The organism is Stenotrophomonas sp. KH_029 (genome assembly GCF_057839765.1).
On the sequence record NZ_CM174498.1, the window covers coordinates 2,089,474 to 2,112,946 of the forward strand.

General features: G+C 66.8%; 15 protein-coding genes. 9 read left to right on the forward strand and 6 right to left on the reverse strand.

All coding sequences use genetic code 11. The annotated features are described in order from the left end of the window. Position 1 precedes the first annotated feature (1 nt). Positions 2-2,650, forward strand: a complete 2,649-nt coding sequence (locus tag AC3ITM_RS09600) for an autotransporter family protein (RefSeq protein ID WP_489269950.1) — start codon at positions 2-4, stop codon at positions 2,648-2,650. Positions 2,651-2,928: 278 nt separating this feature from the next. Here AC3ITM_RS09600 and AC3ITM_RS09605 read toward each other — a convergent pair whose 3' ends face one another. Then, complete coding sequence (locus tag AC3ITM_RS09605; protein WP_489269951.1) at positions 2,929-3,480, reverse strand: DUF4865 family protein; 552 nt, start codon at positions 3,478-3,480, stop codon at positions 2,929-2,931. A 5-nt stretch (positions 3,481-3,485) separates the two neighbouring features. Next, positions 3,486-3,884 (reverse strand): tautomerase family protein, encoded by a 399-nt coding sequence (locus AC3ITM_RS09610; RefSeq protein WP_489269952.1) that lies wholly within the window; start codon positions 3,882-3,884, stop codon positions 3,486-3,488. 104 nt (positions 3,885-3,988) lie between these two features. On the opposite strand from AC3ITM_RS09610, the gene AC3ITM_RS09615 reads away from it, so the two are divergent. The 4 genes from AC3ITM_RS09615 to AC3ITM_RS09630 all read left to right on the forward strand — a co-directional run bounded on the left by AC3ITM_RS09615 (position 3,989) and on the right by AC3ITM_RS09630 (position 8,603). Further along, positions 3,989-4,918, forward strand: a complete 930-nt coding sequence (locus tag AC3ITM_RS09615; protein ID WP_489269953.1) for a LysR substrate-binding domain-containing protein — start codon at positions 3,989-3,991, stop codon at positions 4,916-4,918. 488 nt (positions 4,919-5,406) lie between these two features. Then, positions 5,407-6,720, forward strand: coding sequence for a protein-disulfide reductase DsbD family protein (locus tag AC3ITM_RS09620; RefSeq protein WP_489269954.1), 1,314 nt, complete (start codon positions 5,407-5,409; stop codon positions 6,718-6,720). A gap of 146 nt (positions 6,721-6,866) precedes the next feature. Further along, complete coding sequence (locus AC3ITM_RS09625; protein ID WP_489269955.1) at positions 6,867-7,787, forward strand: M14 family metallopeptidase; 921 nt, start codon at positions 6,867-6,869, stop codon at positions 7,785-7,787. Positions 7,788-7,823: 36 nt separating this feature from the next. Then, positions 7,824-8,603 (forward strand): helix-turn-helix domain-containing protein, encoded by a 780-nt coding sequence (locus AC3ITM_RS09630; protein WP_489270071.1) that lies wholly within the window; start codon positions 7,824-7,826, stop codon positions 8,601-8,603. Between the two features lies 1 nt (position 8,604). Here the strand turns inward: AC3ITM_RS09630 and AC3ITM_RS09635 are convergent, their stop codons facing one another. From AC3ITM_RS09635 to AC3ITM_RS09645, 3 genes are all read right to left on the reverse strand, one after another. Then, positions 8,605-10,140 carry a diflavin oxidoreductase gene (locus AC3ITM_RS09635; protein ID WP_489269956.1) on the reverse strand — a complete coding sequence of 512 codons (1,536 nt, stop codon included), beginning with the start codon at positions 10,138-10,140 and terminating at the stop codon, positions 8,605-8,607. A 2-nt stretch (positions 10,141-10,142) separates the two neighbouring features. Further along, positions 10,143-10,571: a PAS domain-containing protein gene (locus AC3ITM_RS09640; protein WP_489269957.1), complete on the reverse strand. Its 429-nt coding sequence runs from the start codon at positions 10,569-10,571 to the stop codon at positions 10,143-10,145. 154 nt (positions 10,572-10,725) lie between these two features. Then, positions 10,726-12,246, reverse strand: coding sequence for a DUF2167 domain-containing protein (locus AC3ITM_RS09645; RefSeq protein ID WP_489269958.1), 1,521 nt, complete (start codon positions 12,244-12,246; stop codon positions 10,726-10,728). Between the two features lie 389 nt (positions 12,247-12,635). Between AC3ITM_RS09645 and AC3ITM_RS09650 the strand changes: the two genes are divergently transcribed. Both AC3ITM_RS09650 and AC3ITM_RS09655 read left to right on the forward strand, forming a co-directional pair. Then, a complete protein-coding gene (locus tag AC3ITM_RS09650; protein WP_489269959.1) occupies positions 12,636-14,978 on the forward strand; it encodes an autotransporter family protein in 2,343 nt (780 codons plus the stop codon). 396 nt (positions 14,979-15,374) lie between these two features. Continuing rightward, positions 15,375-17,816 carry an autotransporter family protein gene (locus tag AC3ITM_RS09655; protein ID WP_489269960.1) on the forward strand — a complete coding sequence of 814 codons (2,442 nt, stop codon included), beginning with the start codon at positions 15,375-15,377 and terminating at the stop codon, positions 17,814-17,816. 271 nt (positions 17,817-18,087) lie between these two features. Here AC3ITM_RS09655 and AC3ITM_RS09660 read toward each other — a convergent pair whose 3' ends face one another. Further along, positions 18,088-18,600 carry a hypothetical protein gene (locus AC3ITM_RS09660; protein WP_489269961.1) on the reverse strand — a complete coding sequence of 171 codons (513 nt, stop codon included), beginning with the start codon at positions 18,598-18,600 and terminating at the stop codon, positions 18,088-18,090. Between the two features lie 1,048 nt (positions 18,601-19,648). Between AC3ITM_RS09660 and AC3ITM_RS09665 the strand changes: the two genes are divergently transcribed. Together AC3ITM_RS09665 and AC3ITM_RS09670 are read left to right on the forward strand one after the other, a co-directional pair. Beyond that, a complete protein-coding gene (locus AC3ITM_RS09665; protein WP_489269962.1) occupies positions 19,649-22,270 on the forward strand; it encodes a beta strand repeat-containing protein in 2,622 nt (873 codons plus the stop codon). Next, positions 22,252-23,439, forward strand: coding sequence for an autotransporter family protein (locus AC3ITM_RS09670; RefSeq protein WP_489270072.1), 1,188 nt, complete (start codon positions 22,252-22,254; stop codon positions 23,437-23,439). The genes AC3ITM_RS09665 and AC3ITM_RS09670 overlap by 19 nt, the downstream gene beginning before the upstream one ends. The last annotated feature ends 34 nt before the right edge of the window (positions 23,440-23,473 follow it).

A 23,473-nucleotide genomic window follows, 5' to 3' on the forward strand; every position in this document is an offset into this window, starting at 1 on the left:
GATGACTACCTCCTCCCTGCGCAGCAATGCGCTGTGCCTGGCCGTCGGCGCCGCACTGGCCGCCTCCCTGTTGCCTGCAGCAGCCTTCGCGGCCGAGACCGTGATCATCCGCGACGACGAAGTGGAGAAGGTATGGCCGGTTACCTATGGCCATGCCGAAGTCTATGACTCCAAAGTCATCAATCACCAAGTGGCAGATGGCACGTGGGGGGCGGTGAGCGTCGACCGTGGCAACCTGCGTATGGAGCGCACGCAAGTGCTCACCACCGGAGAAAAGATGGCTGCGGTGTCTTATTACGGCGGGGAGTACTACAACAACGGCGTGGTCTACGACGCGGTGATCGAAAGCTCGGACGTCGTCACCCAGGGCAACAAGGCTTCTGGCCTGTTGTTCAGTTGGACCACCTTCGACAGCAGCACCGGCGAATTGAACCGGGTGGGCATGATCACCGTACGCGACAGTAGCGTGACCACCTCCGGCGAGCAGTCGCATGGCATGAGCGTGAGCGGCGTCAACAAAGTCGATTTCCTGGGTTCGCAGATCCAGACCAGTGGCCAGGGCTCGGTCGGCGTGCACATGATGGGCGGCATCGTCGGCATGGATGACGCCATCGTGGAAACTACCGGCGAAGGCGCCCATGGCGTGCATGCGCGCTCGATGCGCTGGAGCATCGGCGGGCGGCCGGGCGTGGTCTATCGCGCCGATCTGGGCCTGACCAACACCACGGTCAACACCCATGGCGCCGGCAGCGTCGGCATCCTGGCCGGCTATGAAGACAACGGCACGCCCGACGGCATCGGCGCGACCGTGCGCATGCAGCATGCGCGGGTGCGCTCGGCGCAGAGCCATGCCGTGCAGTTCCTGCGCGGCAAGGACAACACCCTGAGCCTGACCGCCGGCAGCGTGCTCGACGGCGGCGATGCGGTGCTGTTCGCCGGGGAAGCCGACAGCTTCAGCCAGGTCGATGCCACCGATTCGACCTTGATCGGCCGCGGCGCGCAGGCGCTGGTGGCCGACAACGGCGCCGGGTTGCAGCTGCGCCTGGACAACAGCGATGTGCGGGTGGCGGCCGGGCAGGGCCTGGCGCAGGCGCGCAACGGTGGCCAGATCGACCTGCAGGCGCGTGGTTCGCAGCTGCAGGGCAGCGCATTCGCCGATGACACCTCGCGCCTGGACATGCAGCTGGACGGCAGCCGCTGGGATGCCTGGGGCCAGTCGCAGGTGGATGCGCTGGGCCTGCACAACGGCAGCACCTTGCTGCTCGGTGCCGGCAGCGTGGGCGATGCGCTCACCGTGCGCGGCAACCTGGATATCACCGACAGCACCCTGGTGTTCGACAGCGCGCTGGGCGATGACACCTCGCCGACCGACTGGTTGTGGGTACAGGGTGACACCGCCGGCCACGGTGCGGTTGTGGTCAACAACCTCGGAGGGCGCGGCGCGCAGACCGTGGACGGCATCCAGTTGATTCAGGTCGACGGCGTTTCCGCGGCCGATTTCAAACTTGAAGGCCGCGCGGTGGGCGGGCAGTACGAGTACTTCCTGTTCAAGGGCGGCAGCGCCGATCCCAACGACGGCAACTGGTACCTGCGCTCGGCGCTGCAGCCGGTGACCGACCCATGTGCGGCCGACCCGGCGGCGCCGGGCTGCGTGATCACCCTGCCCGAGCAGTGCGAGATCGATCCGTCGTTGCCGCAGTGCCTGCCGCCGGTGCCGGTGCTGCGGCCGGAACCGGGTGCGTACCTGGCCAACCAGCGCTCGGCGCGCAGCATGTTCGGGATGGGCGCGCAGGACCGCCAGCGCAGTGGCGCGCAGGGCGATGGTGCGCGCGGTGCGTGGGCGGCGGTCAGTGCCGGCCAGGCGCGTTACGGTGCGGTCGGCGACCAGCTGCGCGTGCAGGGCAACACCTCGGCGCTGCAGGTGGGCACCGATCTGCTGTCATGGGGCGAAGACGCGCGTGGCCAGTTCGGCGTGATGCTGGGCAGTGGCCGCGCCAGCAGCACCAGCACCTCGCAGCTGACCGGCTACAGCGCCCGTGGCAAGGTCGACGGGCGGGCGGTGGGCGTCTATGCCGACTGGAGCCAGGCGCCGGGCGGCGCCACCGGCCTGTACGTAGGCGGCGCGCTGCAGCATGCGCGCTTTACCAATAGCGTGCAGGGCGATGCGCTGACCAGGGAACGCTATGACAGCCGCAGCAACAGTGCCTCGGTCGAAGCCGGTTATGGTTTCAGCATCGCCGAGCGCGGCGCGCTGGCCGTGTTCGTGCAGCCGCAGTTGCAGCTGCGTTACAGCAGCTACCGCGCCGATCGCCATACCGAACGCAACGGTACCGTGATCGATGGCAGCGACGCCGACGGCCTGAGCAGTCGTATGGGGGTGCGCGTGTTTGGCCACACCATCACCAACACAGGTAACCGCGTGCAACCGTTCGTGGCGGTGAACTGGATCCGCGAATCCAGCGACAACGGCCTGCGTTTCGACGGGCAGCAACTGGCCGGCGGCCTGCCGCAGGATCGTTACGAAGCCCGCGCCGGCGCGCAGCTGCAGCTGGGCTCGCGCTGGAGTGCGTGGGGCGATGTGGGTTGGCAGCGCGGCAACGGCGGCTACCGTGAGGTCAACGGCCAGATCGGGATGCGGGCCAGCTGGTAAGTGGCGCGGCCGGATATATCAGCAAGGGCTCCTGCGGGAGCCCTTGTTGTATGCGGCAATCTGCCGTGCTGGGCGGGGATGAACAGTTTCGATCCGCATGGCGCGTACTGAATTTTTCCGATATCAGCGCGATTTTACGAATACTCGCATGGACCCCGGCGTGCGCTGCAGGCACAGTAGCGTTGCTGCGGGATTGGACCAGGGATTGGCCCCGCAGCCGGGAAGCAGGGCGCCGTGGCTTGCGTGGCCACGCCAACGCCCTGTTTCCCACCTTGCATTCACGCGGCCGGCAGCGACACATGCCCGACCGCATATACCTGCGCTGCCGGATCCTGCAGCGCAGGGGCCTGCCGCCACAACTGCACGCACAACTGCGTCCAGCCGGCAGGATCGAAGCCGGTTACCACCGCCAGCGCGCCGCGCGCGATTGCCTCGCGCGCCTGGCCAGCGGCCTGCGCGCGCAGCGCCGCCAGATCCGTATCGGCCGCGATGGCAGTAATGGTGCGGCTGGCATGGCGCGCCTGCGCCAGCCCCGGCGTCACTTCGGTATGCCACGGCAACCAGGTCTGCACCGCCGGCCGCCCCAGATCGCGGCACAGCGTGGCAAACGCCGGGCTGGCGAGGAAGTCGGTCTGGCCCTGCGGCGACGCCCATAGATAGAACGGCGCGTACAGGTGCACGCTGCCATGCACGTCCGGCTGCCGGCGCGCGGTCAGCCAGGCTTTCATGCGCAACTGCGAATACCCATCGAACTGCGGGGCCTTGTCGGCGATGCGGCGGTCGATCTGCGCCATGGCGTGGTCGTCGGCCAGCGCAAAACTGTATTGCATGGCGATCATGGCGTTGCCGCGCTGTCATCGGCGGCCGAGATGCCGCCGCCGAACGACCAGTCTTCCCAGCCCGATTCGGCGATCACCACCATCACATCCTGGGTGGGAATGCCCGGTGCCCGCTCCAGCTCATCGACCAGTCGCCGGTAGAACGCCGCCTTGGTGGCGGGGCTGCGTGGCTTGCCGGTGGTGATATGGAACAGCACGTATTGGTCCGAACGCGGGCCGCCACGATAGTCGCGGTCGAACAGCAGTTCGCCGGGCGCGTGCTGGTGCACGGCCACGAAGCGGTCGTGCGGGGGCACCTGGAAGCTGTCGACCAGGGCGCGGTCCAGCGCATCGGTGAGCGCGCGCAGGTAGGCCGGCGAACGGCCGGCAAGTAGCGAGATGCGGGTAAAGGGCATGGGATGCTCCCAAAGTGGACAAGGGAGGTGTACTCTCGCCTGCCCGAGTCATCCTGAAAATCAGATTATTCGGGATCCATAATCCCGATATACAGGATGGTTCCATGCGCCTGACCAATCTCGACCTGGATGCGCTGCGCAGTTTCGTGACCGGCCTGGACGCCGGCTCGTATGCGCGTGCCGCCGACCGCCTGGGCCGCTCCACCTCGGCGGTAAGCGCCCAGCTGAAAAAGCTGGAGGAGCAGGTCGGGGCACCGTTGCTGCAACGTGCCGGTCGCGGGCTGGGCCTGACCGGCGCGGGCGAGGCGCTGTTGCCCTACGCACGACGCCTGCTCGGTCTCAACGATGAAGCCATCGCCGCGTTGCGCCGCGAGCCGCTGCAGGGCTGGGTGCGGCTGGGCATCCAGGAGGACTTCGGACAAAGCGTGCTGCCGCAGGTGCTCGGGCAGTTCGCACAGGCCCACCCGCAGGTACGCATCGAGGGCCGGATCGCGCGCAATGCCGAGCTGCTGGACAAGGTGGCCGGCGGCCAGCTCGACCTGGCCCTGACCTGGGACGAGGGCAATGCCGCGGCGGCGCGGATCGCCGTAGTACCGCTGTGCTGGTTGGGCGCGGCCGACGGCGGCCCGCAATGGCACCGCAACAGCGGCGAGCCGCTGCCGCTGATCGCCCTGGAGGCGCCGTGCCTGATGCGCACGCTGGCTTGCGAGGCGCTGGACCGACACGGCATCCCCTGGCGGCTGGCCTTCGTCAGCCCCAGCCTGGGCGGCTTGTGGGCGGCCACCGCCGCCGGCCTCGGTTTCGCGCTGCGCACGCCAATCGGGCTGCCGGCCACGTTGCGTGCACTGTCCCCCGGTACGCATGGCCTGCCGCCGTTGCCGTCGCTGGGCCTGGCCCTGCACCGGGCGCCGCAGCACACCAGCGCCCCGGCCACGCACCTGGCCGGCATCATCGAACAGGCATTGCAGACAGCGCTACCGAGCGGTTGGTTGGTGCCGGGAAGGGCACGATCGATCGACTCCGCTGGCGCGTAGACTCGGGCTCTGCCCGGCTGCAGTTGCAGTTGCTTGTGATCTTGATCCACCTCCCCCTTGGAGCGAGCCGAGCATCGCAGCGGCGGCAAGGGCGAAGAGGTGCGGGTGTCTGAGCGCAGCGAGTTCCGCACCGTCCCTTGCCGACGCGAGAAGCGCAGGGCACCGGCGGGCGCAGCCCGCCGGATCGCGGATGGGGCGTGCTTTCTTTGGGTTACGTTTCTTTGCACGAGCAAAGAAAGGTGACTCGCGCCCCGAAGGGGCACGAAAGCTGTTGACGTTGAGCTCATCCGCGAAGCGGAAAAGCAACCGCATCCGGCCAGCGGCCGGCACTACCGAAACGGCAGAGCCCGACGCTATGGGAACCACAACACCCCCATTTTTACGAAAAGTTGTAAAGACATCGGCTGCGGCGATGTCTAGCTTGATCGATTGGCTTTGGCCCGGGCGCGCGGCGCTGCCGGGCACGCCGCGATCCCACAGGAATGCCCATGCTCTGCTCCCGTCCTGCCGCGCGCCGGCTGCTGCTTCCCTTCCTGCTGCTGGCCAGCAGCCAGGCTCACGCCGCCGTGCCCGCCGACCTGGCCCCGCTGGCCGGCGGCCTGCCGCTGATCCTCGCGCTGGCGGTACTGGGCGGGCTGGTGTTGAACCTGATGCCGTGCGTATTGCCGGTGCTGTCGTTGAAGGTACTGTCGCTGCTCGACGCCGGTGCCGCCCCCGGCCAGGCGCGGCGGCATGCGCTGGCCTATACCGCCGGGGTGGTGCTGTCGTTCGCACTGATCGGCCTGCTGATCATTGCGCTGCGTGCCGGCGGCAACGTGCTCGGCTGGGGATTCCAGCTGCAGCAGCCGGTGTTCGTGGCGGCGCTGGCCTGGTTGATGGTGCTGGTCGGCCTGAGCCTGGCCGGCATGTTCACCCTGGGTGGCGCGGTGGGGCAGGGCGGCCAGAAACTGTTGGCCAAGCGCGGCTACGCCGGCGATTTCTGGGCCGGGGTGCTGGCCTGCGTGGTGGCCAGCCCCTGCGTGGCCCCGTTCATGGGCCCACCGCTGGCCTACGCGTTCGGCGCCTCGGCGGCTGCGGCGCTGGCGGTGTTCATCGCGCTGGGGCTGGGCTTGGCCTTGCCGTTCCTGCTGGTCGGCTTCGTGCCGCGGCTGGCGCGCTGGCTGCCGCGCCCGGGCGCGTGGATGGAAACGCTGAAAGTGTTGCTGGCCTACCCGATGCTGCTCACTGCCGTCTGGCTGGTGTGGCTGCTGGGCAAGCAGAAGGGCATGGACGCGGCCGCGATGATGCTGGCGGCCATGGTGGTGTTGGCATTGGGCCTGTGGCTGTTCGAGCAGGGCCGCTGGCGCAGCCAGGCCTGGCGGCGCGGGCTGGGTGCGGCGGTGGTGCTGGTCAGCCTGCTGTCGCTGTCGGTCGTGCATCGCGTGCCGGCACCGGAAGCGGCCACCGGCGCGCCCTCGCAGCTGGCCGGTGCCACCGCGTACTCGCCGCGCGACCTGGCCCAGGCGCGCAAGGAAGGCCGCCAGGTCCTGGTGGCGGTCACCGCCGACTGGTGCATCACCTGCATCGCCAACCAGCAGACAGTCCTGGGTACGTCGCGTTTCCGCGAGCTGCTGGTGTCCACCGGCACGGTATACATGAAGGCCGACTGGACCAACAGCGATTCGCAGGTGGGCCAGTTCCTGCAGCAGCACAATGCGCCGGGCGTGCCGCTGTACGTGCTGTACCGCGGCCAGGACGACGGCGTGTTGCTGCCGCAGGTGCTGACCCACGATGCCGTGCAGAAGCTGTTGCAGCCACAGTAGTGCCGCGCGCAGCAGTGGTGCTGCGGGTGGCTACTATTGCGCCATGAACGGCAGGGTTTGGGCCTGCGGGGCTACAATGACTGGCCACCGGGGGAGCACGTCTATAGCGGCGGCGCCCGGTACCGATCACGGCTTTGGAGTTCCTGATGGCCAACACCCATTTCTATCCGATCGGCACCCCCGGCCAGCCCTGGGGCGAGGCCGAGCGTGCGCGGTGGCGGGCGGCACAACAGCGCCAGCGCAGCTACCACGACGATGTCATCGCCGCGCTGGGGCGGCTGGACGATGCGCTGGAGGTGGTGCAGTACGGCCAGCTGGACTACGCCCCGGACCACTACCCGCTGTTTGCCGTGGTCAACCGCAACCATGATCCGGCGCTGCCCACCGCGCTGGTCACCGGCGGCGTGCACGGCTATGAAACCAGCGGCGTGCATGGCGCGCTGCAGTTCCTGGAGCAGCATGCACGCGCCTATGCCGGGCGCATCAACCTGGTGGTGGCGCCGTGCGTGAGCCCGTGGGGCTACGAGCGTATCCAGCGCTGGAACCCCGATGCGATCGACCCCAACCGCAGCTTCCGTGACGGTGGGCTGATCGAGGAGGCCGCCGCGCTGATGCGCTGGATAGCCGCGCGTGGCGATGCGCTGCTGGTGCACCTGGACCTGCACGAAACCACCGACAGCGACGCCCACGAATTCGATCCGGCGCGCTGCGCCCGCGACGGCAAGCCGCTGGAACCGGAGATCATTCCCGATGGCTTCTATGTGATCGGCAACAGCGAAGACCCGCAGCCGGCGTTCCAGCAGGCACTGATCGCCGCGGTGGAGAAAATCACCCATATCGCCCCGGCCGATGCCAAAGGCGAGCTGATCGGCATGCCGCTGCAGTCGCCCGGGGTGGTCTGGGGCGAGTCGCGCTCGATTGGCGCCTGCGCCGGCTTCACCGACGCGCGCTATGCCACCACCACCGAGGTCTACCCGGACAGCCCGCGCACCACCGCACAGCAGTGCAATGACGCGCAGGTGGCGGCGGTATGCGCCGGGCTCGACCATGCGCTGGCGCAGCGGTGAACCGCGCGCACGCCGTTGCGGCGTGATCCGGCGATGATGCCGCCCTCGTCGCCGCGCCGCAGCGCGAACCCCTCGGCCACGCCCAACCCGGCCGCGGCCGACGACGGCGATGCACTGCGTTTCTGCAGCACCTGCGCGTTTTCCGATGCGTGCACCGCGCAGGGCTACGACAAGAGCGCCCTGGCCGAGCTGCACGTGCTGGTCGACCACGTCGGCCCGTTCCATGCCGGCGACACCCTGTTCCGGGTCGGCGATGCCTTCGATGCGATCGCCGCGGTACGTGCCGGCATGGTCAAGACCTTTGTCGAAGACAGCCAAGGCAACGAGCAGGTGCTGGGTTTCAGCCTGCCTGGCGAAGTGATCGGGCTCAACGCCATCCATGGCGCGCGCTACCCATGCAGCGCGGTGGCGCTGGACACGGTGTACCTGTGCCGGTTCTCGTTCCCGAAGATGAGCGTATTGGCCACGCGCATGCCGGGCCTGCAGGCGCGCTTGTTCAGCCTGCTCAGCGCCGAGATCGGCAAGGCGGCGCTGCTGGGTGCCAACCACCGCGCCGACACGCGCATCGCCGCGTTCCTGCTGGACCTGTCCGAGCGCTATGCACGGCGGGGTTTCTCGGCCACGCGCCTGAACCTGGGCATGACCCGGGTGGAGATCGCCAACTACCTGCGCATGGCGCCGGAGACCGCCAGCCGGGTATTGCGCCGGCTCATCGATGAGGGCGTGATCGCGGTCAGCCAGCGCGAGATCCAGCTGTTGCAGCCGCAGCGGCTGGCCGCGCTGGCCAGCAGCGCCGAGGCCGGCGACGCCGGCTGAGTCAGTACAGCTCGCAGTGCAGCCGGCCCTGTGCCTGCAGCGTGCCCCAGGCGGTAATGTCGGCATCCGGGCCGGGCAGCAGCCGGTTGACCGCCTCTTGCACCGCGCCTTCCAGGTGCTGTTTGTTGCCGCACAGGTACAGGTGCGCGCCGCGCTGGAGCAGGCCGCGGACCTGCGTGGCATGCTCGGCCAACGCATCCTGCACGTAGTACTTGCATTGGCCGTCGCGCGAGAACGCGGTATGCAGCGTGCCCAGCCGGCCCTGCGCCTGCCAGTCCTGCAACTGCTCGCGGTACAGGAAATCGTGCTGGCGGTGCTTCTCGCCGAACACCAGGCAGACCTCGCGGCGATCATCGTTGGCGTGCAGCTCCTGCAGCAGGCCGATCAGCGGCGCGATGCCGGTACCGGTGCCGACCAGCAGCAACGGGCAGTGCGGATCGGCCGGCAGATGGAAGCCGGGGTTGGAGCGGCAATACACCCGTGCGCTGCCATCGCCGTCCAGCAGCCAGCCGGTGGCGGTGCCGCGGCGCTCACGGCCGTTGCGGATATAACGCACTTCGCGGATGCACAGCGCGGCGGTGTCGGCGCCGGCCGGCGAGGCGATTGAATACGCGCGGGGCAGGCACGGCGACAGCAGCTCCACCAGTGTGGCCAGCGGCAGGGTGTCCGGGCTGGCGTGGTCGTGCAGCACGTCCAGCACGTCGCTGCCGTGCAGATAGGCGTCCAGCGCCTGGCGCTGGCTGGTCTTGAGCAGCCCCTTCAAGGTCTCGCTGCCGCCGCGCCGGGCGATCTCGCGCAGCACGCCCTTGCCGGGCAGGCGCAGTTCCTTGCCGGCCAGCAGCCCAACCGCCTCGTCCTGGCCGTACCAGCGCGCCAATGCCTGCAGCAGCGCCGGGTCGTTGCCGGGCACCACGTGCAGGGTATCGCCGGCGCGGTAGGCGATGCCGCTGCCGCGCAGGTCCAGCTCCAGGTGCCAGGCGGCCGGGGTGCTGCCGTTGAGCCGGCGCCGCGACAGGATAGGCGCGTTGAACGCATGGTCCTGCCCATAGGCGGTGACCTGCAGGCACAGGTCGCGGCCGGCCTCCACGCGCCCGGCCAGCACCTCGCCCAGCACCGGTGCCCAGCGCTCGAAGAACTGCGCGTAGCCGGCGTCGGCGTCGACCCGCTGCAGGATCGGCGTGGCCTGGCGCTCGCCCAGCAGTGCGTCCAGCGCCTTGCTGAAACCGCAGAACTGCGGGTAACCGGTGTCGCCCAGGCCGAACACCGCATAGCGCAGGCCCGGCAGCGCCGGGGCCTGGCGCAGGGCTTGGGCGAACTGCTCGGTATTGGCCGGCGGCTCGCCGTCGCCGAACGAACTGGACAGCGCCAGCAGCACATCGCCGGTGCCCAGCGAGGCCACGTCGATGGCGTTGAAGGGCAGCACCTGCGGGGCGAACGCCTGCAGGGCCGGGAACGCGCCCAGGCGCTGGGCCAGGGCGCGGGCGTTGCCGGACTCGGAGCCGTAGCCGACCAGCACGCGTTGAATCGGCAGGGCCATGGTCAGGCCGCGGCGTAGAAGTCGTCGAACTTTTCCTTGCTGAACTCCACCGCGTCGAAGTTGCTCATCAAATCGTTCACCACCCGGCGGATGCTGATGTACGAACGGATCTTGCCGTCGGCGTCGAACAGCGGCTGCACGGTGGTATCGACCACGTACAGCACGCCGCCCTTGCCCAGGTTCGGCACGATCCCGGTCCAGCTGTTGCCGGCCTTGATGGTGTCCCACATGTCCTTGTAGACCGCCTTGGGCACGTCCGGATGGCGCACGATGCTGTGCGGCTGGCCGATCAGCTCTTCGCGCTGGAAGCCGGTGAGCGTGCAGAACAGGTCGTTGGCATAGGTGATGTTGCCCTGCAGGTCGGTGGTGGAGATCACCATCACGTTCTGCAGGGCGGTCAGCAGCTGGGCGTTGTCAGGGGCGTAGTGCATGGCAGGTTCCTTGGAGCGGGGCAGGTGGGGCGGGGCACTGGCACCGCCGACGTCGTGTCCAGCTCAGGATCGGCCTGGCGCCGCGCGGCGGCCATGACATTGGTCAAGCCGCCGCGCGCGCGGGCTGCGACATTGCGTCGCAGTGGGGTGGAGGTCAGTCCGGACGGCCGTCGACCACCCATTGCTGCAGCGGGCCGCTGGCCTGCCGGTCGCCTGGTTGTATATCGGCGTGGTCCTGGCCGGCGGCAAAGCGGGTGCTGCCGGCCATCGCCCGGGCCATGGCGTAGGCCTCGCCGGCGCGGGCGGCCGGCGCGGTCCAGTACACGGCCAACAGCGCGGTGCGGCCGAGCCGCAGCGCGCCTCCCACATGCAGCACGCCGCCGTTGACGGCGTACGACCAGCCCAGCAGCTGCTGTTGCGCATCGTAGGCCGGCGCATGCTGCCAAGCCAGGCGGCTGCGCGCGGCGCGCGGGCCGGCGGCGGCATCCACGCGCCGCTGCAGCAGCACCAGCGTCTGCGCCGGATCGATCCTGGTCTGTGTGCCGTCGAAGGCACCGGGGGTGGCGGCATACACCTCGTAGGACAGCCCATCGCATTGCAGGGAAGCGCACTTCCAGGCGCGGCCCTCCGGTTCCGGCACGGCGTCGTCCAGCAGCTGGCAGGTCGCATGGTCTGGCGGGGTCAACTGCATGCCGTTGGCCAGTACCAGTTGCGGTGCACCTTGCAGCCAGCTGCTGGTCCGGTCGCGCCGTCCGGTGGCAGTGCTGTGTTTCTGTAGATAGCTGCCGATCATCAGCGTGAGGACGAGGCACATCACGAATATGGCCTGGGAAAGCGAGAGGCCGCGCCAGCGACCACTGCCGCCGCTGACCTGCCGCGCCTCATGCAGCGCGAGGGTTTGCTGCATCATGGTCGGCCCGCCTGCAATCCACTGGGTGATGGTGGCACGGGCGATCGGTATCTGTGCGGTGGCGTCGGGGTAGTCATGGCCCTGGACGAAGGCCACGCCCTGTGCCAGCCGGGCCAGGGCGCGCATCGTGTCATCGGCGTTGGCGCGGGAGGTCAGCGCGTGGAAGCTGACCACCCGGTCGCGGCCCAGGCGCAGCACCCGGGCATCCACACCCTCGCCCTGCAGCATGCTGTGCGCCCACGTGAAAGTATGCGTGGCCGGGTCGAACGCGGGTGGTACGTGCCAACTTGGTCGCGCGAAGAACTGCCGGTGCTGCTCGGGGTTCATGCCGACCGGAATGATGTTCTGCACCTTGGCTGCCCGCAGTGCATCGAGGGTGACCTCGGGGTCGATCTGCAGGGAACTGGCGGGGTAGTGGCCGGTCTGCAGCCAGGACACGCTCACCGGCAGTTCGTCACCGCCGCGCCGGATCAGCCCCGGCATGCCCGGCTCGAAGGCCATGCCGAACAACGCGGCGGCATCGGCCGGGGCGAGGTAGGCGTGGCCGTCAGGGATATCCAAGGTGACCTCGGCAGCCAGCAGCAGCGTAAGCGGGCCGTGCTGCCACGGGGCCGCGTCGATTCTGGCCGCTTCGTCCTTGGGTTCGGTGGGCGGCTGCGCGGCGAGGGTTTCAATGGAGGAGCCGGCGGCCGGCGTTGCCATGGTCGGTGCTACCGGCCATATCAGTGCGGCCAGCAGGAACAGGCAGGGAAAAAGAGGGTGCATGGGGAATCCAGGTGCGGCGTCGAACGCCTGAAACAGGCCGTGCATGCTCGTCGGCCAGCGCGCTGGAATCCATGCAACTGTTACGAAAGTGGGGGTGGAAGGGTGCTTGGCGTCCAGTAGGCCGTCCGGTCACGGAAGATCGCATCAGGCCGGGAGGGGCGGGGGGCGATTCACATCCGCATCATCTGGTCGCGCGGATGTATACGCCTGCGGTGCCGGTTTGGCTGAATGGGACGGTGTGGAATGGGGTGTGTGTCTGGGTTTTCGTACTTGTTGCATATCTGTAGCGATAGGGCATCTCTATCTTCGGCGCCGTGCCGGCTCTCCCTGCGAACCCTCCGGGTGCACCGAGAGCCGGCCCCTTGATCATTTATTTAAAAGGCCTAGCCATGCGCGCCTCCTCCAAGACCTCACTCTCTTCCCTCCCGTTCCGTCGCAATGCCATGGCGCTTGTGGTGTGTCTGGTACTGGCTTCCAGTGCAGCCTCCGCTATCGCTGGCACCGTGCCGCCGGGTGGCTCCCACACCATCAATCCAGGCGATGTTGCCGAAGAGTGGAGGGTGGGTGACGTGGGTCAGGGTGCGAACCTGATCATGGCGCCTGGCGCGCAGGCGATATCCATTCAGGGCAACCGCGCATCGCAGATCACCATCGCCGGGGGCGCCGTCACCACGGGGCGAACGGCCGGGAACCCGAATGGCTGGGCAGTTGTATCCGGCGCTTCGGGTTTGCTTACCATCTCAGACAACAGTGTGATCTCCGGCATCAGCGGTATCAGCTACCTGGGCGGAGCTGATCTGACTACCGGCGGCCTGCGCTTAAGCGACTCCACCGTGGTTGGGACCGAAGGCTGGGGCATCCTTCAAAGTGCAGGGAACTCCGTGATCACGAGTAGCCAGGTGATGGGCGAGCGTGCCGGTCTCCAGATCATCTCGTACTTCGACGCCATGAACGTCATTTCGCGAGACTCTGTTGTAGCCATTGATGGTTCTACCATTCGCAGCACTTCAGGCAGTGCCATCAACGTTGGCATGATCGAAGGATACGATGCTGGCCGCGCCAACAGCGTGATTACCGTGCAGAATAGGAGCCAATTGATCGGGGCTAACGGCAACGCGCTGGAAGTCATCAACGGCAGCGTGGTGGACTTTACAGCGGACAACAGCGATATCGTTGGCAATATCGCTGTCAGCGACAGTGCGACTGCCGCTGTGACGTTGCGCAACAGCGCTTCGTTGCTGGGTCGGATGACCAATGTCGACAGCCTGACGCTTGCCAGCGGCGGGCGCTGGACTCTGACGGGCGACTCTGACGTAGGTGCACTTGAACTGGGCACCGGCGCGAATGTCGTACTGGGTGATGGCATTGCGTTCAACACCCTGACCGTCACCGGCGATTACACCGGCAGCGGCGGCACCCTGCTGTTCAACACCGTGCTTGGCGATGACGCCTCGGCCAGCGACAAGCTGATCGTCAATGGCAGTACCAGCGGCCAGACCAACGTGGCGGTCAATAACGTGGGTGGCGCCGGCGCGCAGACCGTCAACGGCATCCAGCTGATCCAGGTCGATGGCGCCTCCAATGGCGAATTCAACCTGGCCGGTCGCGCCGTCGGCGGCCAGTACGAATATTTCCTATTCAAGGGTGGCAAGGCCGACCCGAATGATGGCGACTGGTACCTGCGTTCGGAACTGCCGGGTGGCCCCAATCCCTGTCTCGCCGACCCGAGCAGCCCCGACTGCCTGATCACGCTTCCGGAGCAATGCAAGCTCGACCCGAATCTTCCGCAGTGCGTGCCGGTGCTGCGCCCGGAGCCGGGCGCCTACCTGGCCAACCAGGCTGCCGCAACCGGCATGTTCGACATCGCGCTGCACGACCGCACCGGCGGCGCCGCGCGCGGGCTGTCCGAGCGTGGCGCCTGGGCGCGGGTGTCGCGCAGCCAGGCCGACTATGGCGTGGTTGGCGACCAGCTCAGCGTCAACGGCGATACCGATGTGCTGCAGTTGGGCACCGATGTATTCACTTGGGGCGAGGGCGCCCGCGGCCAGCTGGGCGTGATGCTGGGCAGCGGTCGTGCCAACAACACAGTGACCTCGCGCCTGACCGGTTACTCGGCCAAGGGCAAGGTCGAAGGGCAGGCGATCGGCATCTACGGGACGTGGCTGCAGGATCCGTCTGCAACCACCGGGCTGTACATGGATGCCTGGGCCAACCATGCACAGTTCAAGAACAGCGTGCAGGGCCAGGCCTTCGGCAAGGAGCGCTACGACAGCAAGGCCACCAGCGCTTCGGTCGAGGCCGGCTATGGCTTCCAGATCGCCCATGGCGAACGCGTTGCGATGTTCGTCGAGCCGCAGCTGCAGTTGAGCTACACCCGTTTCAGCGCTGACAATCACACCGAAGCCAACGGCACCCTCATCGACGGCAGCGATGCAGATGGGTTGACCAGCCGTGTCGGCGTGCGCTTCTTCGGCCACGCCAACACCGACGTCGGCAACCGCGTGCAGCCCTTCGTGTCGGTCAACTGGATCCGCGAATCCAGCGACAACACCCTTCGCTTCGATGGTGAGCGCCTGGCGGGTGGCGTGCCACAGAACCGCTACGAAGCCAAAGCCGGTGCCTCGCTGCAGCTGGGCGGGCGCTGGACGGCGTGGGGTGACCTGGGCCTGCAGCGGGGCGATGGTGGCTACAAGGATGTGAGCGGGCAGGTCGGACTGCGTAGCACCTGGTAACCAAAAGCGGCGTGCTTTGAGCCGCGCCATTGCCCCACAACGCCTTGGAGTCCAGCGGACTCCGGGGCGTCAACAGCCTGCGCTTCGATGGCGAGCATCGGGCAGGAAATCTGCCCAAGAATCGCTACGAACTCAGGGGCCGGGCAGAGCTGCAGTTGAGTGAGCGCTGGAGCGCCCAAGCGGATTTGGCATGGCAGCGCGGCGGCTCGTGCTCAGAACGATTTTTACGTGGTGCGTCTCCAGACATCATCCGCCCTTCACATACTTGGGGGCATTCATGGGGCTGGAAAGGAAAACTGAATCCAAGGACAGCCGGTCATTCAAGGCAAGGCGCTTTCGTATTAGTTGCATGGCTCGGTCAATAGGGCGCCTCTATCTTGGCTGCCTGGGCCGGTCATGCCCTGGATCGCGTTGGCATGGCATGCGCCCCGTTTGCAGTCAATTCTACTTCCGGATTCCATCATGAAAACCGCTCCCACCTTCCGCTCCGGTGCGCGCCTGCGCACCCACACGACCCTGACCGCCGCCATCGGCCTGGCCTTGCTGGCGCTGCAGCCCCAGGTGGCTTCCGCCCGCCCTGTCAGCAACGGTTCAACCCATACGGTGGTGCCGGGCAATGCGGTGGACCAATGGGAGGTCACCGGCGCGTCGACCTTGATCGTAGAGAATGGGGCGGAAACCGCCAGGATCCGTGCCGAGTCCCAGTCCCATATCGCGCTCAACGGGGCTACGGTGACGTCTGATACGGGTAGCAGCTCCAACTCTGCGCTTCAGCTGGTGAATTCGTCGGCGACCGTCACCGGAAGCCGGATCACATCGACCGTCAGCGATGGCTTTGTCGCGACGGTCGAGGTGAATGACCCGGTCCGATCGTCGGCGACGATCACCAATAGCCATATCGAGGGCCTGAGCCGCGGGGCGGTCGTCGTGGGTAGCGATGTCACCTTCGTTGGCACGACCATCATTGGCCATGACACCATTCCCCGCAACGGCGGCGGTGGTCTGCAGCTCAACGCCGGCAACGCCGAGGTGCTGGCCGGCAGTCTGATCAAGGGCGATGTCACCGGTGTGCGCATGTGGCAGACCACTCTGGGGAGCCAACATTCCCCATCTGCCAGCCTCCTGGTGGACGGCTCTCGTATCGAAAGCGGTACAGGCAGTGCCATCGTGGTGGAAGCTACGTTGGCGAATACTGGCCAGGCTGACATCATCCTGCGCAATGGCACGACCGTGGCTGCCGGCAATGGCATTCTTCTGGACGTGCTGAACAATCGGCAACCTGGCGCAGTAGCGAATCTGCGGGTCGAATCCAGCGTGCTGGATGGCAACATCCAGGTGGCAGATGGCGCGTTCGCCCATGTCACGCTGCAGGACGGCGGCCGAATCAATGGCCGCTTCGACAACGTCACCACCACGACCATCGGCAATGGCGGCCACTGGCAGCTCACCGGCAATAGCGATGTCGGCCAGCTTGCGCTGGGTGCCGGCGGCATGGTCGCGCTGGGCGACGGTACTGCGTTCAATACCCTGACCGTCTCCGGTGATTACACCGGCAGCGGCGGCACGCTGCTGTTCAACACGGTGCTGGGCGGTGACGCCTCGGCCAGCGACAAGCTGATCGTCAACGGCAGCACCAGTGGCCAGACCAACGTGGCGGTCAACAACGTGGGGGGCGCCGGCGCGCAGACCATCAACGGCATCCAGCTGATCCAGGTCGCCGGCGCCTCCAATGGCGAATTCAACCTGGCCGGTCGCGCCGTCGGCGGCCAGTACGAATATTTCCTGTTCAAGGGCGGCAAGGCCGATCCGAATGATGGCGATTGGTACCTGCGCTCGGAACTGCCGGGTGGGCCGGACCCGTGCCTGGCCGACCCGACCCTGCCGCAGTGCCTGCCGCCGGTGCCGGTGCTGCGCCCGGAGCCGGGTGCCTACCTGGCCAACCAGGCTGCCGCAACCGGTATGTTCGACATCGCGCTGCATGACCGCACCGGCGGCGCCGCGCGCGGGCTGTCCGAGCGTGGCGCCTGGGCGCGGGTATCGCGCAGCCAGGCCGACTATGGCGTGGTTGGCGACCAGCTCAGCGTCAACGGCGATACCGATGTGCTGCAGTTGGGCACCGATGTATTCACCTGGGGCGACGGTGCCCGCGGTCAATTGGGCGTGATGCTGGGCAGTGGCCGTGCCAACAACACGGTGACTTCGCGGCTGACCGGTTACTCGGCCCGGGGCAGGGTGGAAGGGCAGTCGATCGGCGTGTACGGCAGCTGGTTGCAGGATCCGTCCGTGACCACCGGCTTGTATGTGGACGCGTGGGCGAACCATGCCCGCTACAGGAACAGCGTGCAGGGTGATGCGCTGACCAAGGAACGTTACGACAGCAAGGCCAGCAGTGCCTCGGTCGAAGCCGGTTACGGCTTCCAGGTCGCCAGCGGTGGCAGTGTCGCTTTGTTCGTGGAACCGCAACTGCAGGTGCGCTATACCCGTTTCGAGGCGGATACGCATGTGGAACGCAACGGTACTGTGGTTGACGGCAGCGATGCCGACGGATTGACCAGCCGGGTCGGCGTTCGGGTGTTCGGGCATGCCAATACCGAGGCCGGCAACCGCGTGCAGCCGTTCGTGGCGGTCAATTGGATTCGCGCATCGGGCGACAACAGTCTGCGTTTCGATGGCGAGCGTATCGAAGGCGGCTTGCCGCAGGATCGCTACGAGGCCAAGGCTGGTGCGTCGCTGCAGTTGGGCGGGCGCTGGACCGCCTGGGGCGATCTGGGCTGGCAGCGGGGCGCCGGCGGTTACCGTGAGGTCAACGGTCGGATCGGGATGCGTGCCAGCTGGTAAACAGTGCATTCAAGCTATAACGACAAGGGCTCCTGCGGGAGCCCTTGTCGTTGGTGGCGATCTGAGATACCGGTCTGGGCGGGAACAGGTTCAATCAATGCGATGGCGGCCGACGCAATTCGGTACCTGCATGTTCTTTCGAATACTCGCAAGGACACTGGATGCACCGTAAACACACTAGCACCGCTGTCGAATCTGGCCTGGGATCGGCCGTGCAGCCGGTCGGCGCGGCCGCGTGCCGGCTTCGCTCGCATGAGGCTTTGATGGAAAGCTAGGGTTTCGAATGTGTCAGAAGGATGGGGACAGGCTCTTTCACCTCAACGCGCGGAACGCTCATCACCAGGCATGCATCGCATGCCAGACAGTTTTCTACAGCCTCGTCAATGGCGAGCAAGCTACGGCTTTCGTCCTGACCGGTCATGGCGGGGAATCTGGATTTGAGAAAGCCAGGTCGTAGGTCGGCAGGAAGCCCCACGAACGCCAGTCTATCCTCGAACTCAGGAATGGTCAGAAAGACGTGCAGCGTGTCGCCTCCGCCGTCTGCCGCAAGGATCCTGTTCAGCTGCATACGAGCGACGGCATGGCCGCAAGCCCGGATCTTCTGGGCGATTCCGGGGCATTGCGCAGGGACGAAACAGAAGCCGTACTCTGCAATGCCATCGCCCGTAACGCCTTGGAGCTTCAGCAACTCCGAGCATCGGGTCGAGTCATTCTGCAGAGCACTGCAAGGGGCGCTGAGCAGCATGCCCAGCACTGCCATTGCGATTTTGTAATGGGCTCTCATGAATCCCTCCTGGTCTGCATGGAAGCTACAACCCGGCGGATGGCTGAATCATACGGTCAACGCTGAAAAGATGGCGGCCAGGTACCGGGCCGTTTGCTGCCTATGACCAGCTTGGCTGATGCTGTTCCACCACCTAGCGGCCCATCGATGCACTGGGTTTAAGGCTCAGTTTTCCCCGAAGCGGATGTTCTCGAGCCAGGCCTCTGATTCCGTCAACGTTCGTACGCCGGTGGGGCGCAGGCTGAGGCGATGCAGACTCAGGGCCAGTCTTTGCGCTTCCTGTACAGCGTCACTGCATGTGGCGTACAAGTTCCTGCCAGCGCAGGCCACCCCCCGTATCGCCCAACCGCCCGGAACGGGTACGACGCAAAGATACATCCTGTCCACGCTTCCCCCTGGGCCCCGAAGCCGCCCGATAGCAGGGCGGTTCAGTGAATTCCGATCAAAAGGAGCGTTCACGGACGCACCAGTTTCGGATATCCGTTCGTGCTGATGTCCGGGATGGAATAGAAAAAGGGCGGACGCGCCTCCCCGGTCGTGTCCGCAACCACCATCCCCCGTCCGAGTGCTTACAGCATTGCGCTGCCCTCGTCTAAAAGTGGTGAAGTTCTCACGCCAAATCGAGAGGAATTATCTATTGATTGTTGAGGTTCAATGCGTTTTGCAGCCTTGATGTCCGTTCGCTTGGTAATTCAGCCGTCGGCAGCCTCGTCGTTGGCATTGAAGAGCGATCCCTGCAGCATGAACACCTGGGGAAGGAGGAGCTTCCAGGCGGCTGGGCGCGTGCTTTGCCGGGTTCATGGCCGTAATGACCGGGCGGAACCGCTGCGCCGGCGCGCGGCGGCAGTTGGACCCTCGCTGAGCGGTAGGGCAGGACCGGCACCGCAGCAATGGCGCCGACCGTGAGGTTGATGGCCGGATCGGGATGCGCCAGCGGGTAAACGGCGCGGCTGCATCGGGTGGGCTCGTGCGGGAGTCCTTGCCGTTTCCGGGCCGGGTCGACGACTGACCGCCTGGATCACTTTGCCTTCACGATACTGGTCAGATTGTGCTGGTTGCGTGCGTTGCTCTTCTACAGCCATTCGTTCTGCGATTGCACCATGAAGCACGTGGTGCTTCGCGGCCAAGCTGCGCCCTCGACAACCGGAGAGTCGCCATGAAACGGGTTGATCAGAATTCAGCTGGGACATGGCGCCGGTGCCGGGCAGCATCGCTGGCCCCGCTTGCACTGGCACTGGCGATCATGGCCGGGCTGCCTGCAGTCGCCGCCAGTGCCGCCGAGGAATGCGGCGCCGGCGGGGTGGTCGTCTGCGACCCGTCCGGCAACCCCTATGCCAATGGCATCACTTATACCGCCCCTTCGGTGGCGCTCACCGTGCGCAGTGGCACGGTGGTCGATACCAGCAGCGCCATCCCCCTGCCGAACAGTGTGCAGACCACGCTGGGAATTGGTGTACTGACGGGCACCGGATCGGCCACGCCGGCGGGTGTTCTGGCGGTCACGGTGGAAGCCGGAGCCAGCATCATCGCCCCGCATGACTTGCAAAGCGGCGTGCTGGTGCGCGACTGGAATGCAGGCAGTGACGCACGGGTAGAGCATGCCGGGCTGATCCAGGTCGGCGGTGTCGGCAGCTTCGGCATCGATGTGCACGCCGGCGGCACGGTGCAGATTGTCTCCAGCGGTCGTATCGAATTGACCGGTAACGCAGGGGGAATCCAGGCAGCCGCCGACCCGAATCCGTTTGGCGGGGCTTTGTCGATCCAGCACAGCGGGGTGATCCAGGGCGATGGCAGCAGCGGCAGCGGCATCGCCGTGCAGCGGCAGGCGGCCGGACAGGTCGATATCGTCCAGCGTGGCGTCATAGCCGGCGTGTCCAGCGGCATCTCGATCATTACCTTTGGCGGTAGCGATGTCGATTACACCCTCGACAACCAGCAGCAGATCAGCGCCACCTCCAGCGGGGTCTATGTATCCGGCGGCGGCAATGCGGTGCTGGACAACAGCGGCATCCTCGAGGCCGGCTCAGGCAGCCTGGGTACTGCGGCGATGCTACTGAGCATTCAGCGCGCCGAGGTGCACAATAGCGGGCAGCTGATTGGTGGACAGAACGGCCTCTATCTGAGCGCCGGCCAAACAATCGTCGACAACAGCGGCAGCATCCGCGCCACTGGCGGCGCTGGCGTGCTCAACACCGCCGGCACGCTACTGCTGGACAATCGTGGGCTGATCGAGGGAACGCTGGGCGTGGATGTCACCGGTAGCGCCGGCCGCCTCTACAACGCCGGCGCGATCACGGGCAGCGCCGGCACTGCCGTGCGGATCAATGGCAATGACACGCTGCTGACCCTGGACAGCGGCTCGGTACTGGGCGGCGATGCGCTCAGTACCGGCAGCAATAATCGCGTGCTGCTGCAGGGAGTGGGGCAGGAGGATGCCGCGTTGCTGGGCTGGACCTCACTGCGCATGGCCGGGGTGGACTGGCGGCTGGCTGGCGATGCCGCCTTCCTCGACCCGCTCGCGGTGGACCAGGGCCGGTTGTGGCTGCTGGACGCGACCCTGCAGGCGCCGTCCTTCCAGGTGGCCGGCGGCGCCGGGCTGGGCGGCAGTGGGCAGCTGCAGGGGGCGGTGCAGGTGGCCGATGGTGGGCGGTTGAGTGGTACCGCAGGCGCGGCGCTGCGCATGGCGTCGCTGCAGCTGGCCGGTACCGCCATCACCGAGGTGGGGTTGGGAATGCCCGGCACTGCGGCGGTGTTCCAGGTCGATGGCGATGTGCGACTGGACGGGGTTCTGCAGGTCACCGACGAGGGGGGCTTCGGCCCGGGCCTGTACCGGGTGATCGACTATGGTGGCGTGTTGGATGACCAGGGCTGGCAGATCGCGCCGATGCCGATCGGCAGCCCACCGGCGCAATTGTCATTGCAGACCAGCGTGCTTGGCCAGGTGAACCTGATCAATGCCGCCGGCGTGGCACTGGGCTTCTGGGACGGGCCGGGCGCGCCGGCCAATGCAGTGGTGGATGGCGGCGACGGTGTATGGGATCTGGGTCAGCCGCACTGGACCGATGCAGGGGGCATCGCCAATGATCGTTGGCAGGGGGGCTTTGCGGTGTTTCAAGGGAACGCGGGCAGCGTTCGGGTGGACAACACGCTGGGCATCGTGGGGACAACCGGCCTGCAGTTTGTCACCGACGGCTATCGGCTGGTCGGCGATACGCTGGTGCTGGACGGAGCAACCAACATCATCCGGGTCGGTGATGGCAGTGCGCGAGGTGCCGGGGTACAGGCGCAGGTGGATGTGGTGCTGGCGGGCAGCGGTGAACTGGTCAAGACCGACCACGGCCGGCTGGTGCTGGGCGCTGATTCGTCGGGCTTTGGCCAGGACGCCACGGTGCGGGAGGGGGCATTGCAGGTCAATGGCCGGCTCGGCAGCCATGTTCGGGTGGACACCGGTGCACGCCTGGAAGGGATTGGCACGGTCGGCGGTGTCACACTGGCCGCGGGGGCAATACTCGCGCCGGGTACGGCCGTGGGCACGATGGGCACGTTCAATGTGGACGGCAACTTCGTCACCGACGGTGGTGAGCTTGTGATGGACGTGGTGCTGGCTGGTGATGACGCCGCCTCCGTGGCGACGCCGACGGACATGCACGTCTGCGCGTCAACAACGTAGGCGGTAGTGGCGCGCAGACCGTTGATGGCATTCGCCTTGTCCAGATCGACGGCCAGTCCAATGCGCGGTTTGAGCTGGCCGGTCGCGTGGTGGGCGGTGCGCACGAATATTTCCTGTTCAACGGCAGCCCCCGCCAGCCTGATGACGGCGATTGGTACCTGCGCTCGCAGGTATTGCGCCCTGGCGACCCGTGCCTGGCCGACCCGACGCTGCCGGCGTGCGAGGCGCCCGGCCCGGTGCTGCGTGCCGAAGCGGGCGCCTATCTGGCCCACCAGGCTGCGGCCACCGGCATGTTCGACATCGCGCTGCACGATCGCACCGGCGGTACCGCGCTGGGCCTGTCCGAGCGTGGCGCCTGGGCGCGGGTGGCGCGCAACCAGGCGGACTATGGCGTGATCGGCGACCAGCTCAGCGTCAATGGCGATACCGATGTGCTGCAGTTGGGCACCGATGTATTGGCCTGGGGCGAGGGCAGCCGCGGCCAGCTCGGCGTGATGCTGGGCAGTGGCCGCGCCAACAACACGGTGACTTCGCGGCTGACCGGTTACTCGGCCCGGGGCAGGGTGGAAGGGCAGTCGATCGGCGTGTACGGCAGCTGGTTGCAGGATCCGTCTGCTACGACGGGCCTCTACGTGGATGCATGGGCCAACCATGCCCGCTACAGGAACAGCGTGCAGGGCGATGCGCTGGCCAAGGAACGTTACGACAGCAAGGCCAGCAGCGCCTCGATTGAAGCAGGGTACGGCTTCCAGGTTGCCGATGGCGAGCGCATGGCGCTGTTTGTCGAGCCGCAGGCGCAGCTGCGTTACACCCGCTTCAAGGCCGACACCCATGTGGAAGCCAATGGTACGGTGATCGACGGCAGCGATGCCGATGGATTGACCCGCCGGGTCGGCGTGCGGGTGTTCGGGCATGCCAATACCGAGGCCGGCAACCGCGTGCAGCCGTTCGTGTCGGTCAACTGGATCCATGCCGCCGGCGACAACAGCCTGCGTTTCGATGGCGAGCGTATCGAGGGCGGCTTGCCGCAGGATCGCTATGAGGCCAAGGCCGGCGCATCGCTGCAGTTGGGCGGGCGCTGGACCGCCTGGGGCGACTTCGGTCTGCAGCGTGGACAGGCTGGCTACAAGAATGTCGCCGGCCAGATCGGCCTGCGCGCCCACTGGTAGTGGGTGCGCAGGTAGCCGATGGACGGCCCGTGGC